General features: G+C 50.4%; 16 protein-coding genes, 1 tRNA gene, 1 pseudogene and 1 riboswitch. Of the genes and pseudogenes, 15 read left to right on the top strand and 3 right to left on the bottom strand.

Going from position 1 to position 16,861, the window contains the following annotated elements:
* Positions 1-55: 55 nt before the first annotated feature.
* From OYT88_RS16420 to OYT88_RS16410, 3 genes are read left to right on the top strand one after another with little or no spacing between them, the layout of a single operon-like run.
* On the top strand, positions 56-1,579 hold the full coding sequence (locus tag OYT88_RS16420) for an ABC transporter ATP-binding protein (RefSeq protein WP_274401425.1): 1,524 nt from the start codon (positions 56-58) through the stop codon (positions 1,577-1,579).
* Complete coding sequence (locus tag OYT88_RS16415) at positions 1,576-2,643, top strand: ABC transporter permease (protein ID WP_274401424.1); 1,068 nt, start codon at positions 1,576-1,578, stop codon at positions 2,641-2,643. Before OYT88_RS16420 ends, OYT88_RS16415 begins: the two co-directional genes overlap by 4 nt.
* Positions 2,640-3,605, top strand: coding sequence for an ABC transporter permease (locus tag OYT88_RS16410; protein ID WP_274401422.1), 966 nt, complete (start codon positions 2,640-2,642; stop codon positions 3,603-3,605). The genes OYT88_RS16415 and OYT88_RS16410 overlap by 4 nt, the downstream gene beginning before the upstream one ends.
* A 299-nt stretch (positions 3,606-3,904) precedes the next feature.
* On the opposite strand, the gene OYT88_RS16405 is transcribed toward OYT88_RS16410, so the two are convergent.
* Complete coding sequence (locus OYT88_RS16405) at positions 3,905-4,624, bottom strand: DsbA family oxidoreductase (protein ID WP_274401421.1); 720 nt, start codon at positions 4,622-4,624, stop codon at positions 3,905-3,907.
* A 415-nt stretch (positions 4,625-5,039) separates the two neighbouring features.
* Between OYT88_RS16405 and OYT88_RS16400 the strand changes: the two genes are divergently transcribed.
* Complete coding sequence (locus tag OYT88_RS16400; RefSeq protein ID WP_274401420.1) at positions 5,040-5,636, top strand: histidine phosphatase family protein; 597 nt, start codon at positions 5,040-5,042, stop codon at positions 5,634-5,636.
* A 60-nt stretch (positions 5,637-5,696) separates the two neighbouring features.
* On the opposite strand, the gene OYT88_RS16395 is transcribed toward OYT88_RS16400, so the two are convergent.
* A tRNA-Gly gene (locus OYT88_RS16395) sits at positions 5,697-5,767 on the bottom strand.
* A gap of 138 nt (positions 5,768-5,905) precedes the next feature.
* Between OYT88_RS16395 and OYT88_RS16390 the strand changes: the two genes are divergently transcribed.
* Positions 5,906-6,175, top strand: coding sequence for an ACT domain-containing protein (locus tag OYT88_RS16390; RefSeq protein WP_274401419.1), 270 nt, complete (start codon positions 5,906-5,908; stop codon positions 6,173-6,175).
* A 21-nt stretch (positions 6,176-6,196) separates the two neighbouring features.
* On the top strand, positions 6,197-7,552 hold the full coding sequence (locus OYT88_RS16385; protein ID WP_274401418.1) for a PFL family protein: 1,356 nt from the start codon (positions 6,197-6,199) through the stop codon (positions 7,550-7,552).
* Between the two features lie 174 nt (positions 7,553-7,726).
* Here OYT88_RS16385 and OYT88_RS16380 read toward each other — a convergent pair whose 3' ends face one another.
* A complete protein-coding gene (locus tag OYT88_RS16380; protein WP_274401417.1) occupies positions 7,727-7,897 on the bottom strand; it encodes a hypothetical protein in 171 nt (56 codons plus the stop codon).
* 294 nt (positions 7,898-8,191) lie between these two features.
* Here OYT88_RS16380 and OYT88_RS16375 point away from each other — a divergent pair.
* The 9 genes and pseudogenes from OYT88_RS16375 to OYT88_RS16335 form a co-directional block, all read left to right on the top strand.
* Positions 8,192-8,938: pseudogene (locus OYT88_RS16375) on the top strand (polyphosphate kinase 2 family protein); the annotation flags it as partial.
* A gap of 428 nt (positions 8,939-9,366) precedes the next feature.
* On the top strand, positions 9,367-10,923 hold the full coding sequence (locus OYT88_RS16370; RefSeq protein WP_274401415.1) for a Ppx/GppA phosphatase family protein: 1,557 nt from the start codon (positions 9,367-9,369) through the stop codon (positions 10,921-10,923).
* A 14-nt stretch (positions 10,924-10,937) separates the two neighbouring features.
* A complete protein-coding gene (locus OYT88_RS16365) occupies positions 10,938-11,801 on the top strand; it encodes a polyphosphate kinase (protein ID WP_274401413.1) in 864 nt (287 codons plus the stop codon).
* Between the two features lie 111 nt (positions 11,802-11,912).
* On the top strand, positions 11,913-12,914 hold the full coding sequence (gene galE, locus OYT88_RS16360) for a UDP-glucose 4-epimerase GalE (RefSeq protein ID WP_274401412.1): 1,002 nt from the start codon (positions 11,913-11,915) through the stop codon (positions 12,912-12,914).
* 150 nt (positions 12,915-13,064) lie between these two features.
* Positions 13,065-13,178, top strand: a riboswitch (SAM riboswitch).
* A gap of 122 nt (positions 13,179-13,300) precedes the next feature.
* Positions 13,301-14,119, top strand: a complete 819-nt coding sequence (locus OYT88_RS16355) for a MetQ/NlpA family ABC transporter substrate-binding protein (RefSeq protein WP_274401411.1) — start codon at positions 13,301-13,303, stop codon at positions 14,117-14,119.
* Between the two features lie 12 nt (positions 14,120-14,131).
* Positions 14,132-15,145, top strand: coding sequence for a methionine ABC transporter ATP-binding protein (locus OYT88_RS16350; RefSeq protein WP_274401410.1), 1,014 nt, complete (start codon positions 14,132-14,134; stop codon positions 15,143-15,145).
* Between the two features lies 1 nt (position 15,146).
* Positions 15,147-15,809, top strand: a complete 663-nt coding sequence (locus OYT88_RS16345) for a methionine ABC transporter permease (protein ID WP_274401409.1) — start codon at positions 15,147-15,149, stop codon at positions 15,807-15,809.
* A gap of 330 nt (positions 15,810-16,139) precedes the next feature.
* The gene (locus OYT88_RS16340) at positions 16,140-16,358 is read left to right on the top strand and encodes a helix-turn-helix transcriptional regulator (protein ID WP_274401408.1); all 219 of its coding nucleotides are present in this window, start codon (positions 16,140-16,142) and stop codon (positions 16,356-16,358) included.
* Positions 16,355-16,825, top strand: coding sequence for a hypothetical protein (locus tag OYT88_RS16335; protein WP_274401407.1), 471 nt, complete (start codon positions 16,355-16,357; stop codon positions 16,823-16,825). The genes OYT88_RS16340 and OYT88_RS16335 overlap by 4 nt, the downstream gene beginning before the upstream one ends.
* Positions 16,826-16,861: the final 36 nt, after the last annotated feature.

Raw genomic sequence — 16,861 nt, 5'->3', positions numbered from 1 at the left:
GTCATCTATCTAATCAAGAACATCAAGTACATAATTTGAGATTGGAGACAGAGAAATGCCCTACGCGATTGAGATGAAGCATATCAGGAAAGCATTTCCCGGTATTATCGCCAATGACGATATTACCCTTCAGGTGAAGGAAGGAGAAATACATGCTCTTTTCGGGGAAAACGGGGCGGGAAAATCGACGCTGATGAATGTGCTGTTCGGCCTTTACCAGCCGGATGAAGGTGAAATCTATGTTCACGGGAAAAAAGTGCGGATTGCCGATCCGAATGATGCCAATCGTCTCGGAATCGGGATGGTTCATCAGCATTTCATGCTTGTCGAAAAATTTACAGTTGCTGAAAATATCATACTGGGCAGAGAGCCGACGATTCACGGCAGGCTGGACATGGCCGGAGCCGTAAAGATTGCCAGGGATCTGTCGGAAAAATACGGACTTGACGTGGATCCGGCAAAAAAAGTGGAGGACATAACAGTGGGTATGCAGCAGCGTGTGGAGATTCTCAAGACGCTGTACCGCGGATCGGATATCCTGATTTTCGATGAGCCGACAGCCGTGCTGACACCGCTTGAAATCAAAGAATTGATTGACATCATGAAGCGTCTTGTCAAAGAAGGCAAATCGATCATTCTGATTACGCACAAACTTAAAGAGATCTTTGAGGCATGCGACCGCTGCACCGTCATCCGCCGCGGGAAAATAATCGGCACTGTCGGTATCGGCGAGACGAATCCGGGCGACCTGGCAGATATGATGGTCGGCCGAAAGGTGAACGTCCAGATTAATAACGCGCCTTATGAGCCCAAGGAAAAAGTGCTTGAGATCAGGAACCTGACTGTGCTGGATACCAGAAGGGTCAAAGCATTGAATCAGCTGAATCTGACCGTACACGGCGGGGAAATTATGGGCATCGCCGGTGTGGACGGCAACGGCCAGACGGAGCTCGTTGAGGCGATTGCGGGACTTCGAAAAGTAAAAGAAGGCGCCATTGAAATCAACGGCAATGATGTGACCCACTGTAAAACCAGAAAAATCATTGAAGCAGGACTGGGCTATATTCCAGAAGACCGGCAGAAACACGGGCTGGTGCTGGACTTTTCAATCGGCGAGAACATGGTTCTTCAGACTTACTATAAACAGCCCTATTCGTATGCGGGCGTACTGAACAATAAGGTGATTTCAAAAAAAGCGAGACAACTGATCCATGAATATGACGTGCGGACGCCCGGCGAGCATACCCTGGCGCGTTCGCTGTCCGGAGGCAACCAGCAAAAAGTGATTGTCGCCCGCGAAGTGGACCGCAGCCCGCAGCTGCTCGTTGCAGCGCAGCCGACCCGCGGGCTTGATATCGGAGCCATTGAGTTTATACACGGAAAACTGCTTGAAGAGAAGGAGAAGGGGAAAGCGGTACTGCTTGTTTCGTTTGAACTGGATGAAATCCTTCACTTGAGCGACCGTATTGCCGTCATTTTCGAAGGACGTATTATCGATATTGTCAATCCGAAAGAAACCAATGAAAATGAACTCGGCTTGCTGATGGCCGGCCGCAAAACAGAGGGGGCGCGGGCATGAGTAAAATGCTGAGTAAACTTCAGTGGATGAAGCTTCTGGTGCCTATTGTGTCCGTGGTGCTGGGCCTGCTCTGCGGCGCCGTGATCATGGTGGCTGCGGGCTACAATCCGCTTTTGGCCTATGGATCCATTGTTCAATCCATTTTTCTTCAGCCCTATTATGCGGGGGAAACAATCCGTGCCATGATTCCGCTGGTCCTGGCGGGACTTGCCGTAGCTTTTGCCTTCCGCACGGGTCTGTTTAATATCGGTGTTGAGGGACAGCTGCTTGTCGGATGGTTTGCATCGGTTGCGGCGGCGATTGTGCTGGCCGGGCTACCCAAAGTTATTCTGCTTCCGCTCTGCATCCTGGCAGGCGGGGCTGCCGGGGGACTATGGGGCTTTCTTCCGGGATTCCTGAAAGCACGCTTCAAAGTCCATGAGGTCATTTCGACCATTATGATGAACTATATCGCCCTCTATACGACCAGCTATCTCATCAAAAATTTTCTCTATACAGAAGGCGAACGAACGCCGACGATTCCTTCTTCAGCGTCGCTCGCTTCTCCGGCCCTCGCCAATCTGACGCAGGGCTCCAGGCTGCACTGGGGCTTTATCGTTGCCATCCTTGCTGCAGCCGCCATGTGGTTTATCCTGTGGAAAACAACGAGAGGTTATGAACTTCGGTCGGTCGGCTTCAGCCCGGACGCCTCAAAGTACGCGGGAATGAATGTCAGCAGCAATATCATTCTGTCGCTGACTATCTCAGGCATATTTGCCGGACTTGCCGGTGCAATGGAAGGACTGGGCACATACCAGTATATGATGATTAATTCGACGTTTACCGGTATCGGGTTTAACGGAATTGCCGTTGCCCTTCTGGGGCTGAACACGCCCGTCGGTGTCATTCTCGCCGGAGCGCTGTTTGCAGGGCTGCAGACAGGCGGGCTGACGATGCAATCGGTGGCGGGCGTGCCTGTTGAACTGATTCAGATCGTTATTGCCCTTATTATTTTCTTTGTCGGATCCAGCTATGTAATTAAATGGGCACTGCTTCGTTTTTCAATGAGGGGGCATAAAAATTGAGCATTCTTGAAGTTCTTGCGATCATTGTTCCTTCGACGCTTTTGACGGCGGCGCCGTTAATTTTCACGTCATTGGGCGGTGTTTTTTCTGAGCGTTCCGGGGTTGTCAACATTGGCCTGGAAGGCTTGATGTCCGTCGGTGCATTCACGGCGGCGATCGCCACATTGTTCCTTGAACATGCGGGTCTGGGCAATGCTTCGCCATGGATCGCCATTCTTATTGCGGCGGTTGCCGGAGCCATTTTTTCTTTGATCCATGCCGTCGTCTCGATCACTTTCAGAGCGGATCAGACGGTCAGCGGCGTTGCTCTCAATTTTCTGGCGGCGGGACTGACAATATTTCTTGTTAAGCTGATTTATAACGGGAATGGACAGACGCCTTACATTGCGCACAATATTAATAAAATCAGCGTTCCTTTACTATCCAATATTCCGATCGTCGGCCCTATTTTCTTTCAGCAGGTCACCTATACGTCTTATCTTGCAATATTGGTGTCGTTTGCTGTCTGGTATATCATTTTCAAGACTACTTTCGGTCTTCGTCTGCGTTCTGTCGGCGAGCATCCTGCCGCGGCGGATACGCTGGGTATCAATGTCACCCGCATGCGCTATATCGGCGTCATGCTGAGCGGCTTTTTCGGCGGAATCGGCGGCGCCGTTTACCTGGTGACGATTACGGCGAATTACAATGTTTCGACCATTGCCGGCCAGGGCTTCCTGGCGCTTGCCGCCATGGTGTTCGGCAAATGGCATCCGATCGGCGCGATGGGCGCCTCGCTTTTCTTCGGGTTCGCCCAGGCGCTCAGTATCACGAGTCAGCAGATTCCTTATATTGACCGGCTTCCATCGGTTGTGATGATGATCGCGCCCTATGTTCTGACGCTTATTGTTCTGACAGGATTTGTCGGGCGCGCCGAGCCGCCGAAGGCAGACGGGATCCCGTATGTTAAAGGACAGAGATAACGGCGAGTCTCTGGAATATAAAAAAAGCGCTGTATTAAAGGTGTCCTATAGAGTCAGAAAGCCTGCTTTATAGGACACCTTTATACTTTTTATATAGGAAAGAAAAATGTGTGAAAAGAAGAGGCGAGGCACGGTATCGTTGATTAATCCGTGCTTTGCCCAATCAGCTGCCTTATTGCCGAAAATCGATTGCTGAGCGCTTTATAAATTCGCCGGCTCCTATTTCTCATTCTTCGGTTCGGCTCAGGCTTTTTCTGTTCGGGGGGCTTGTCTCCGTTGTGGGGCAAAACGGCCTCCGTTTATTTTTCAGGAATGACGCAGCTTCCGTCCGCACATGTAACATCTTTTTCAGTCGAAAGATCCTGAAAGGCAGGTGATGCGGCCTCTTCCTGCCACGCCGTTTCTAAGGCGGATCGAAAAGTCTCCGGCGGTTGTGCGCCTGAAACGGCATATTTCGAATTGAAGAGGAAGAAAGGAACGCCGGTGATCCCGTATTGACGGGCAAGTGCCTCGTCCTTTCGGACATCATCGGCAAATGCCTTTTGATCCTGCAGGACCTTCTCCGCTTCTGTGCGGTCGAGTCCGGCGGATTCCGCAAGGGCCGATAGTGTCTTGCGATCGCCGATATCCCGGCCTTCCGTGAAATGCGCTTTGAAAAGTTTTTCGGAAAGGACTGCGTCCCGGTTCTGAGTTTTTGCATACTTGGCGAGCCGATGCGCATCAAATGAATTCGTCGGTTTCATTTTTTCGAAATCAAACAGCAGGCCGAGTTCCGCTGCCTGAGCGGCGACGCCTTGATTCGCCTGTTTTGCCTGTTCGATGGATATTCCGTATTTTTTTGCAAGAATGTCTTCAATGCGCAGCCCGGAGTAAACGGGGGCATTCGGATCAAGTTCGAAGCTCCTCCATTCAATGTTCGTCTGATCTTTATGCGGAAATTGCGCCAAAGCGTTCTCTAAACGATGTTTTCCTATATAACAGAATGGGCAGACAAAATCGGACCATACTTCTATCTTCACTTTTTATTCACCTCATTTATTCAGTTAACGCTTATCATACCATAAAACCGCGGCATGCTGGCGCAGTATGCTCACCTCCTTTATTGTGCCGATCTGGGTTTCAATTCTGTCCGATGGGGTGCGTATTGAAATCATCCGGCTTTTTGGAAAGAGCCTTTTAAAAATTTGCCTGGGGAGGAGCCGGCGGCCTGATGGACGCACAGCAGTGTCTGGCCTTGTCTGCATGGTTTAAATTGAAAAAAATTTTTATGTCTCTCAAATAAGCCGGCAAAAAAAATGCGGAATTTATCAGCGCACAAGTTCTGTTTTTTCGTTATAATGAATTTACACAGTTTGTCAGGCTGAAGTGCCGGGGAAGCCTTGCCGGTACCGGGCCGGCGCTTCAGACAGTTTCAGCAGATGGAGGATGAATGAATTGACAGCGATATGCCTCCTCAGGCATGGAGAAACGGAGTGGAATGCGGCCGGAAGACTGCAGGGACGCGAAGATATTCCCTTGAATGCCAAAGGAAAAGAACAGGCGGAAAGAGTCGGGCAGTATCTGCAGCGTACGGAATTTGCCGCCGTATTTACGAGCCCGCTGGCCAGGGCAAAGGAAACGGCCCGGATTGTCAACGGATATATCGGCGGCCTTCCTATGTTTGAAAGCGGCGACTTTACCGAGAAAGACTACGGACTGGCGTCGGGAATGACCGTTCAGGAGCGTGACAGCCATTTTCCGGACGGCAGGATCCCGGGGATGGAACCGTTCGATCAGATAGAGAAGCGTGCCATGAGCGGGCTGGAAGGGATCAGAAGGCGTTTTCCGGACGGACTTATTCTGCTTGTGGCGCACGGCGGCCTGATTAACACCATTCTGGCACTGCTGTCGGAAGGCAGAATCGGAACCGGGAAAACAAAACTGTTCAACACATGCATCAGTCATATCATTTCAGACGGAAGCTCCTGGCAGATCATCGACTATAACCGGATCGATCATTTAGGCAGCTTCGGCAAAGTAACCAGCATCTGACCGGGCCGCGGGACAAAGCAAAAAGGAGCGAATCGTTCGCTCCTTTCCGAAAACATGATAAGCGGGTGATGGGAATCGAACCCACGACGAGAGCTTGGGAAGCTCTAATTTTACCATTAAACTACACCCGCATGCTGTTGAAGACAAAAATTATAATAAAGGAAAAGATCTTTTTTGTCAAATGACGGCTGAAAAACAGGCGGCTCGATCCGACGGATCCGGGTGTCCTGGCATACCGGCAATCATTGAAATGATGGGAGCGAAAGACAGTGAAAGCTATTTTAACAGTAATCGGCAAGGACAACGTAGGCATCATTGCCGGCGTCAGCAGCCAGCTTGCAGACTTTGAAATCAATATTCTGGATGTGACGCAGACGATTATGAACGGCTATTTTACTATGATGATGATTCTCGACTTATCGAAAGCGGCCGAGAATTTCGGCGAAATTAAAAGAGTGCTGTCCGAGAAGGGCGAGGCACTGAACGTTCAGATTAAAATTCAGAGAGAAGAAATTTTTACTTCGATGCACAGTCTATGATACGGAGGTTCTTGAACAACGATGGAGACGACAAAAATACTGGAAACAATCCGGATGATTGAAGAAGAAAAACTGGATATCCGGACAATCACGATGGGTATTTCTCTTTTGGACTGTATTGAAAGCGACGGTTCGAAGGCAAGAAAAAAGATATACGACAAAATCACACGGCTTGCGGAACACTTGGTCAAGACCGGCGAAGACATCGCCGATGAATTCGGCATTCCGATCATACATAAGCGTATTTCCGTGACGCCTATTGCGCTTGTTGCCGGTGCGTCGGGAGATACGGACTATACTGCCTATGCCGAAACGCTCGATCGGGCGGCAAAGGCAACCGGGGTTAATTTTATCGGCGGATTCAGCGCACTGGTCCAGAAAGGATATACGGCCGGCGACCGGCGCCTGATCCGGTCGATTCCCGACGCGCTTCGGACGACGGAACGTGTCTGTTCTTCGGTTAATGTCGGTTCGACGCGATCGGGAATTAACATGGATGCGGTCGCGGAAATGGGACGGATCATCAGGAAAACGGCGGAACTGACGGCAGACCGGCAGGGGCTGGGATGCGCCAAACTGGTTGTTTTTGCCAATGCCGTTGAAGATAATCCGTTCATGGCCGGAGCTTTCCACGGTATCGGAGAAGCCGACTGCATTCTCAATGTCGGCGTCAGCGGGCCCGGAGTGGTCAAGAGGGCGCTAGAGAAAGTAAAGGGAGAGCGCTTCGATGTCGTTTCGGAAACGATCAAGAAGATTGCGTTTAAAATTACGCGCATGGGCCAGCTTGTCGGCCAGGAGGCCTCGAAACGACTCGGCGTGCCGTTCGGCATTGTCGATCTTTCTCTCGCCCCCACGCCGGCCGTCGGCGATTCCGTCGCCCGCATTCTTGAAGAAATGGGACTGGAGTCCGCAGGCACGCACGGAACGACGGCGGCGCTTGCCCTGCTGAATGATGCGGTGAAGAAGGGCGGGGTTATGGCATGCAGCCATGTCGGCGGCCTGAGCGGTGCCTTTATACCGGTTTCCGAGGATGCGGGCATGATTGAAGCCGTCGAAAACCGTTCCCTCAATCTGGAGAAACTGGAGGCGATGACCGCGGTTTGCTCGGTCGGCCTGGATATGATCGCCATTCCCGGGGACACGCCCGCCGAAACTATTTCCGCGATGATCGCCGACGAAGCGGCCATCGGCGTGATTAATAATAAGACCACGGCTGTACGGGTAATCCCTGCACCGGGCAAAAAAGTGGGAGACAGCGTCGAATTCGGCGGGCTGCTCGGCCATGCACCGGTCATGGCGGTGAACGGCCGTTCATCGGCGGATTTCATCGTGCGCGGCGGGCGTATTCCCGCACCGATCCATTCCTTTAAGAATTAAGAAACAGCCATTTTTGCATGCCGGCTCAATCCGGCTGATTTCTGATCGGAGGGAAGGTGTTAAACCGCACCGTTCCGAACGTTTTTGGTATAATGAATGCACGGGCTTTTTTAATGGCTGATTCTCACAATCAAAAGGGATCCGTGCGATTGTCCGCGGATCCCTTTTGACGACTTATTTATTTTGCTGCTTTGTTTCACTGATGCTGTCATTGCCGGTTCTCTGAGCACGTTCTTTTTCTTCAATCGAATGTTCGTCAAGCGGCTGTGCAAATTCTTCGTCGTCGAAATCAGCTGATTTGGCCCGCTTGTTCAGCTGTTCCGCATCTGTTTCATGCTTTGGCATTTGTTTTTCACGGCTTTCTGATAAAATTCGGCATGTTGCGTTTGCCGTTCTTTTAGTATTGACGGCTTTCATTCAATTTATCCCGAGCGGCCCGGCCGGATGGATAAATGGGTCTCCTTCCGGTGTACAGAGTACCGTTTGCGGGCATATTAAAGGCGTTGCCGGATCTTTTGCCGGGAGCTTGATTCGGCGGATCGGGGACAGGCGAATCCATTAATCGTTCATACAGGGAAAATGATTTGCGGAGGCTGATATTTGGAAGGCCCGCGCAGCATTACAAGGGGGAGCGCACATATGGCAAAGGGAAGACTGGATCGGGTGGACCTGACTCAACACATTGAAAGCAGGAAAAAATATAATAAAAAATTGGAAAAGTATCAACTGAAACTTTTGGCTCTGCAGCATCAGCTTGTCGAAAATAAGATTGCCGCTGTTTTTGTTTTTGAAGGCTGGGATGCGGCCGGAAAGGGCGGCGCGATCAAACGGGCTGTTGCCAACCTTGATCCGAGGCGCGTTCGCGTGACCTCGATCGCCGCCCCTGCTCCCCATGAGAAAAGGTATCATTACATGCAGCGTTTCTGGCGCAAGATTCCGCAATACGGCCAAATTGCGATTTTCGACCGTTCCTGGTACGGCCGGGTGCTTGTCGAGCGGATCGAGGGTTTCGCTGAAAAGAAAGAATGGAAACGCGCTTATGACGAATTGAACGATTTTGAGAAACTGCTGACCGACGATCACTATATCATTGAAAAATTCTGGCTGCACATCAGCAAGGATGAACAATACAGGCGCTTCAAGGAGCGCGAGGAAAATCCGATGAAGCGCTGGAAAATTACAAGCGAAGACTGGCGCAATCGGGCAAAATGGGATGAGTACGTCGAGGCGGCGGAAGAAATGTTCGAGAAAACGGACCGTCCGAATGCGCCCTGGCATATTATTCCGGCGAACAGTAAGTGGTTCGCCCGCATCGCCGTCGTGAAACAGATGGTCAAGGCAATCGAAACTTACTTAATAAAACGCGGAATTCCTGTTCAGTCCTATCCTGATCGCGGTGAAATAGATGAGTCTGAGGAACGTTTCGAGCACAGGCTTATTTCCGGCAGCGGTTTTGCGGAAAAAGATTCCGGCAAGGGGGCCGAAACGGCGGAATCGGGCCGGAACTGACAGAAACAGGATAAAAATCGCTTTAAAATAAATGGAAAGTCGGATAAAGCGTCCAACGTCCCGAATTTCGGACGCCGGCGCTTTTATTGTCCTTTCACCATTAAGAGTGTCTTCAAATTTTTTGCATCCCACTTCTGCCGTAATTAGGCTATACTTTAAATGCGGAAAAATAGCGGCACAAACCGGACACTAAGCGGTGAATCCCGCCCGCCTGCACGGTTCCGGGAAACGGGCCGTCTGTTGTGGCGCCCGGTTCGCCGGCATGCGCCGTCCGGTTTCCATATGATCAGTGAGGAGGCTATACAGTGGAGATTGTGCGAAAACATGCGATGATCGACATCGGTTCAAACTCCATTCGGCTGGTAGTTATCGGCATAGACAAGAACTTTTTTTTTAAGGAACTGCATAACTTCAAGGCGGTTGCCAGGCTCAGCAACTACATAGATGAAGATGAAAATTTAAGTCAGGAAGGAATCTCTATCCTTCTGACCGTTCTGAAACGGTTTCAATCGATTCTCGGCCGGGAAAAAAATGTGACGGCGATTGATGCCGTCGCGACGGCGGCGATGCGCAAGGCGAAAAATCGTGACTGGGTATTTGCCCTCGCCAAGAAACAGACCGGACTGACCATTCGTCTGCTTTCGGGTCTAAAAGAAGCTTATTATGGTTATTATGCGATTATCAACTCAACATTCATAGAAAACGGCATTTCCATCGATATCGGCGGCGGCAGCACGGAAGTCACGATGTTTCTGAACCGCAAGCTGATTCATGCCCATTCTTTTCCATTCGGTGCCGTGACCCTGTATCATACGTTCTATGCACCCGGAGACACTAATGCGGGAAAAATGCTGAAGTCATTTCTGATCAAGACCTTTTCCCAATTCGATTGGCTGGTCGATCAGGAACTCCCGGTGATCGGCATAGGCGGGAGTGCGCGCAACCTGGCGCGTATCGATCAGATACAGGAGCACTATCCGATGGTCGGGCTTCATCAATATACAATGCCGCGTGAACGCCTGGACGCCTTGACGAACACGCTGGCTTCAATGACCATCGAAGCGCGCGGGTCGATGGACGGACTTTCAAAAGACCGTGCCGATATCATTCTTCCTGCCGCTGTCGTCATTAATACACTCGTCGGGCTGAATCGCGGCGGCACGTTTATGCTGAGCGGCGAAGGAATCCGCGAGGGCGTTTTTTATGAATGGCTTCTGGGCGCAAAGGGTGTGAATCAGATTCCTTACGTACTGAATGAAAGCATTCGCTATTTGAGAAAAAATTTTAACCTGGACGCAAATCATACGAGTTACGTTAAAGCGCTTGCGTTCCAGATTTTCGACGGAATCAGTCCGGCGATTGAACAAAAATATTCCAAAAAAAGAACGGCGTGGCTTCTGTCGCACAGTGCGGACCTGGCCTATATCGGTGAATATGTGAATAACGAGTCAAGCAGCGCGCATACCTTTTATTTATTGACAAATATTAATATCAACGGAATCAGCCACCATGACCGGCTTGCCGTTGCACTGATTGCTTCATTCAAGTCGCAGCCGAACCTTCTCGATTTTGCCGCACCGTTTCATAAAATGGTCACCAAAGAAGAGTTGAAGCTCTATGAAATTCTGGGGGCGGTACTGCGTCTGGCTCATGATTTCGACCGGACAAGACAGCATGTCGTTGACGAAGTAAAGGTTAAAATTTCAAGGAAAAAACCGCTGCAGCTCAGTGCCTATTATCACGATGATCCGTTCTTCGAAGACCAGGCAGCGCAAAAACATAAGAAACATCTTGAACGCGCCCTCCAGATGCCGATTACCGTCACCTTCAAAGAACGGGCGGGCCGCTTATTTAAGCGATAAGGGAAGAGAGAGACATGAATTCGGAAAATCCCGCCATTGAAAGAAGCCAGTTGTTCGGCCGGCTGCTCTCAAACCGCCGGCTGCTTATCGAAAAGAAAACGAGGGAGGGGCCGCTTTCTGCCGATATACGGCTGCTCAGTGCCATTGCAGACGATCTGGATCGCTGTTTTATTCTAAAAACATACTTTCTGAATCAGTCATCCGCTCTTCCGCAGAATCGTGAAACAGAAAAAGAGGCTGCTTTTTTCGGCTTCTGCCGCCGGATCGTTTCAGAACAGGCCGACTTTTTCCGGGAGATTGTCCTGCCCAAATTGCTGGATGAACACATCCTTTATGATTCCTCCGTAGCGTCGGATCGTGCGCTGCTTCATGATCGTTTTGAGAAAATTGTTTTCCCCGCCCTCACCCCCTTAGTTCTTGACGCCTCACATCCCTTTCCGCGGCTTCAGAGCCGGACGCTGAATCTGGCTGCCGCTCTGAGACGCGACGGAAAGGCGGGGCTCGGCCTCGTTCAGGTTCCCCCCTTGCTTCCCCGCTGCTTCCTGCTGTCGGAACAACCGCCCGTGTTTATCTTTCTTGAAACCATGATTATGGAACAGATCCCGCGGCTGTTCAGCGACCCGGTCACCGGGGTCTCTTCATTCAGGGTGACACGCAAAGAAATGGCCGCCGAAGAAACCGAACCGAAAGGGCAGGGCAGGATTGTCCGGCTGGAAATTCAGACGCCGGTCTCCTCCTTTATAAAGCAAACACTGATGAAGGTTCTGAAGCTGGGAGAAAAGAGTGTCTTCCTGTCTGCGAGCCCGCTCGATCTCAGCTGTTTAACGGCGATCGGCAGCTATATGGATGAGCACCGCCCGCCGCTGATCTGTCCCTGATCAGCCGCCGGCCTGCGGCGGCCGCACTTGTCAAAATCAGCCGGATGATGGACAATGATGGTGTCTGCAAGATGAAAAAATACGATCCATCCGCTGGGAAGGAGTCTGGCAATGTCTATTTTAGTATTGGGCGGTGCGGGTTATATCGGCTCGCACGCCGTCTATCAGCTGATTGATGCAGGAACCGACGTCGTCGTTGTCGACAGCCTGCAGACCGGGCACAGAGAAGCGCTGCATCCGGATGCCAAATTTTATCAGGGCGATATCCGTGACAAAAGGTTCCTCGATTCGGTTTTTAAAAAGGAAAAAATTGAAGGTGTCATCCATTTCGCCGCCAATTCTCTGGTCGGCGAGTCGGTTGAAAAACCGCTGAAGTATTTCAATAATAACGTCTACGGCATGCAGATTCTGCTTGAAGTGATGCAGGAAAACGATGTCAGACATATTGTCTTCTCGTCGACGGCGGCAACTTACGGCGAGCCGGAACAGGTGCCGATTACCGAAACGATGCCGACTCGGCCGACCAATCCGTACGGAGAAACGAAGCTGACGATGGAAAAAATGATGAAATGGTGCGACCGTGCCTACGGCATGCGTTTTGTCGCCTTGCGCTATTTCAACGTGGCCGGAGCGAGCAAAAAGGGCAAGATCGGTGAAGACCACCACCCGGAGACCCATCTGATACCGATTGTGCTGCAGACGGCGGCCGGCGAGCGCGACAGGATTCTGATTTTCGGCGATGATTATCCGACAAAGGACGGCACATGCATCCGCGATTATGTGCACATTGAGGACCTGATTGCCGCCCATCGCCTGGCGCTCGCCTACCTGCTGAAAGGCGGGCAAAGCGATGTTTTCAATCTCGGATCGAGTGAAGGCTTCTCTGTGAAAGAAATTATCGAAGCGGCGCGCCGGGTAACCGGCAGGGCCATACCGGCGGAAATAGCGCCGCGCCGCGCCGGCGATCCAAGCACGCTGATCGCTTCTTCAGACAAGGCGAAGAAGATCCTCGGCTGGAAGCCTGAACACACGAATATCCCGGAAATTCTGGCTGACGCATGGTCCTGGCACAGCAGCCATCCGAAGGGCTATGCTTCAGTGAAAGCAAACTGATGCATCGTTTTTTATCCATCGGAATCGGCTGCCCGGCCGTCAGGAGCCGCTCGTTTAGACAGGAAAATTTTAATCTTCAGGCATTATCGACAATTTTTTGACATCGTCCTGATTTCGAGGTAAAATCAAATCATTGGCCAATTGAATACATTCTTATCCAGAGCGGCGGAGGGACTGGCCCGATGAAGCCCGGCAACCTAATTGTTATGTTAATTCAGGTGCCAATTCCTGCAGAATCCTTTTTCGGATTTTGAAAGATAAGAGAAGATCGGATCGATAAAGCTTCTCTTAACAGAGAAGCTTTTTTATTGCCGAATTTCTCTGGAAGGAAGTATTTGAAGGCTGGCAATTATAGTTATCATGTAAAAATACAGGGGGAAAACGGTTTGAAAAAGTTTACAGGAGTTTTGTCGGCTGTCCTGATTGTTTCTTTGATTTTTGTGCTGACCGCGTGCGGCAGCAGTTCTGCGAGCGGATTGAGCACGAAGGAAATCACGGTCGGAGTAACCGGCGGCCCGCACCAGCAGATCATGGAAGAAGTGGCCAAACTGGCAAAGAAAGACGGGCTCACGATTCATCTGAAAGTTTTCAATGATTACAACACGCCGAATACGGCACTGAACGATAAGGAACTGGATGCAAACAGTTATCAGACAATGCCCTTTCTAAAGGACCAGATTTCAAATAAAGGGTATAAAATCACAGATGCATTTAAAACGGTTGCTTTCCCGATGGGTATCTATTCCAAGAAGATTAAAAATTTAAAGGATCTTAAAAACGGAGACAAAATCGCCGTACCGAACGATCCGGCCAACGAACTTCGTGCGCTGCAGCTGTTTGAGAAAGCCGGCGTGATTAAGCTGAAGAAAGGGGCGGGCATCACGTCGACAAAAAGAGACGTCATCAGCAATCCGAAAAATCTGCAGATCGTTGAACTGGATGCCGCCCAGCTTCCGGCACAGCTCAATGAAGTAACCGCTGCGGCAATCAACACGAATTTTGCGATGGGCGCCGGCCTGACGGTTTTAAAAGATTCCATCTTCCACGAACCGCTCGTTAATAATCCATATGCCAACTATTTTGTCGTTCGTACAGATAACAAGAATGATAAAGTCGTGAAACAGGTAGAAAAATACTATCAATCTGCCGAAGTCAAGGCATATATTCAGAAAACGTTCGGCGGTTCCGTTGTTCCTGCATGGTAAGGAGGAAACATTTTGATCAAGCTGGAGCATGTGTCAAAGACGTTTAAAGTGGGTAAGAATAAAATTGAAGCTTTGAAAGACGTATCCGTGGAGATTAATAAAGGCGAGATATTCGGCGTGATCGGTTACAGCGGGGCCGGGAAAAGTACATTGATCCGCTGCGTGAACCTGCTTGAAAGGCCGACCGCAGGGAAAATCTTTGTCGACGATGTGGATGTCCTTTCTCTCGGCAGGAAGGATCTGCAGAAGCTGCGCCGGAAAATAGGCATGATCTTTCAGGGCTACAATCTGCTGGCGACGGCCGATGTTTATGACAATGTCGCGATTCCGCTTAAATTGGAAGGCGTTCCCAAAGAAAAAATTAAGCAGAGAACGGAAAAATATCTGGAAATCGTCGGCCTGAGCGATCGAAGCAAGGCTTTCCCGAGCCAGCTTTCAGGAGGACAGAAACAGCGTGTGGCGATCGCCCGCGCTCTGGCCCATGAGCCGGAAGTGCTGCTCAGCGATGAAGCGACGAGTGCGCTTGATCCGAATACAACGGATTCGATCCTTGAACTTCTGCTCAGGGTCAACAAAGAACTCGGCATTACAATCTTTCTGATTACCCATGAGCTCAATGTGATCCAGCGTATCTGCGACCGGGTCGCCGTCATGGAGAAGGGGCGAATCGTTGAAACGGGATCGGTGGTCGACATATTCGCCCAGCCGAAAGAAGCGATGACCAAACAATTTGTCCGCAGCGAATCGCGGTTCGGCATTCCTGCGAAACTGCTGCAAGATTTGCTTGCTTCCGGTCAATTAGTCAATCTGACTTTTCTGGGCGAATCGGCCAAGGATCCGTCTCTTGCGACGCTTGCCAGACGGTTTGATGTCCTGCCGAGCATTATTGCCGGCGGCATCGATCAATTGAAGGATCAGTCGATCGGCAGTCTTCTGGTGCATCTCAAAGGAGAGCCGGAGCAGATTGAAGCCGCAGTTCGTTTTTTGCAGGACGAAGGGATTATTGTGGAAGAGGTGAACGACTGACATGGCGGACTTTTTGAATCAATGGGGCGGCGCGATCTGGCAGGGATTTATCGAGACGATGCAGATGACCGTGATTTCTCTGCTTATTTCCATTCTTATCGGCATTCCGCTCGGTGTCTTTCTGGTGCTGACACGTAAGGGAGGCCAGGCAGAGAATCTGTCTGTCTACACATTTCTCAATGCGTTTATTAATGTGATCCGGTCGATTCCCTTCATCATTCTGTTATTTTTTATTCTTCCGTTTACAAAGCTGGTCGCCGGAACGACGATCGGCGTCCGCGGGGTCATTGTCCCCTTGGTCGTTGCCTGTGCGCCGTACATAGCACGTCTGATAGAATCGGCCATGCTTGAAGTTGACCGGGGGATTATTGAGGCATACCAGTCAATGGGCATTTCGACAACGAAAATTATCTGGAACGTGGTTATTCGCGAAGCACGTTCTTCGATTATTCTCGGCCTGACGATCGCGACAATCGGACTGATCGGCGAAACGGCGATGGCCGGTTTTGTCGGAGCGGGCGGCCTTGGCGATCTCGCTTATCAGTTCGGCTATGTCCGTTTTCAGCCGGACGTGATGTATGCCGTGATCATTATCCTGATTGTCATCGTCCAGATTATCCAGTCGGCCGGCAATGTGGTTGCAAGGAGACTGAAGAAAAACTAAAATATAAAACCTTCCGAAACAGGCAGCCGGTCCGCAGAAAAAAAGCGGACCGGCTGTTTTTCTGATGAACGAATGAAATGTTTGCATAGCAGCGTCTGCCGAGGTGTAACGGCGGCGCTGCTCATTTTTTCGGCCGGTTTGACAGCTTCCAGCGTCTGCTGCTTCATACGCTGCTATCCCGGCCGTCATTCAGCGATCCGGGCCGGTCGCGGGTCCAATTTCCGGCAATGAAAGCATTGACATTGTTCTTATTAACATGTAAGCTGTAAATGTTAAACTGATTTAACATTATGTTAGATTGACTGGACATAATCAGTCTGGGGTGATCAAGTGCCGCGCATTCAAAATCATGTTAAAGAACTTCGGGCGCGCCATGATTGGACGCAGTCTCAATTGGCGGACAAAGTCAGTGTTACAAGACAGACCATTGCCTCTATCGAAAAGGGGGATTATGTGCCTTCACTGATGCTCGGCCTGCTGATCTGCAGTGCGTTTGAGCTTCCGATGGAAGAAGTATTTCAGTTAGAAAAAGGAGAGGATCATTCATGAGAAAGCTGAGGATTTCTTTTGTTCTCTGTTTTGTTTTCCTTATCTTTATAGGGCTTGCTGCAACACCCTTGATCTCTTTCACCGGCCAGGCCGCCGAAGCCATAAGGACGGACAGGGAGACGCTCACGCTCACAGTCAATCTTTTGCCGATTCTCCCTTTATTGATTCTGGGCCTGATAGAACTGATCATCTATCCTTTAAAAAGGAAAAAGCGGAAAGGCTCGTTCTGGCTGAATCCGCTCATAACGCCCTCGGAGGATGAACGGGAAAAGGCGATCAGTGCCGAGGCATGCAGAAAGGCGTTTGCGGCAACATGGGTCGCCGCTCCTTTCTGTGCGGTAATCATTGCTGTCTATCCGTTTTTTGCCGGAGCCTGGCCGATTTTTCCCGTGATGATTGTTCTTCTGATTCCATTTGTACAAATGACGGTTTATTTAACGGCAGTGAGGAAAATATATCGTTCTTAAAGGATCTGTGTCTTTTCAGACTAGTAAAGCGTTGTT

Origin of the sequence: Sporolactobacillus sp. CQH2019, assembly GCF_028765345.1 — a bacterium.
GTDB lineage: Bacteria > Bacillota > Bacilli > Bacillales > Sporolactobacillaceae > Sporolactobacillus.
This window is presented reverse-complemented; position numbering and strand designations above follow the sequence as displayed.